Source organism: Allobaculum fili (genome assembly GCF_020969955.1).
GTDB classification, from domain to species: Bacteria; Bacillota_I; Bacilli_A; order Erysipelotrichales; family Erysipelotrichaceae; genus Allobaculum; species Allobaculum fili.
Window position 1 is genome coordinate 1 of record NZ_JAHDSX010000106.1, and the last position, 568, is coordinate 568.

The 568-nt window shown below is 52.3% G+C and carries 1 protein-coding gene; it reads left to right on the plus strand.

Annotated elements, in window-relative coordinates; translation table 11 throughout:
* Positions 1–568: IS3 family transposase (locus Afil_RS10715; protein ID WP_255658397.1), on the plus strand; the 568-nt coding region annotated here is incomplete at both ends.

The window sequence follows — 568 nt, forward strand, 5'->3', positions numbered from 1 at the left end:
GCAGGCTTTCCGGAAAGCGCGCGGCCATGCCGGTGCCAGACAGATCCAGATGATCCTTCTCCATCAAAGCCCCAGTATCAGGTTCAACATGAAAAAGATCCGGAGGCTCATGAGGAAGTTCAACCTGGAATGTCCGATACGTAAAGCGAATCCTTACCGCCGTATGGCGAAGGCGCTGCGTACGGACAATGTCAGTGAGAACCTTGTCCGTCGGGAATTCGAAGAGCACGGGCCCAGAACGATCCTGCTGACTGATATTACTTACATCCCTTACCAGGGGAAGTTTGCCTATCTTTCAACGATTCTTGATGCCTGCACCAAACAGGTCCTGGCTTACAGAGTCAGCGACAATCTCAAGGTTGACTTTGTTCTGGAGACAGTAAAGCAGCTGGTGGAGAATCACGGAGACGAGCTGGAAACAGATGTGATTGTGCACTCAGATCAGGGGTGTCACTACACAAGTGTCGGGTTTCGGGAACTGCTCCGTCAGAAGAAACTGCGCCAGTCGATGTCACGCAGAGGAAACTGCTGGGACAACGCTCCTCAGGAAAGCTTCTTCGGCCATATG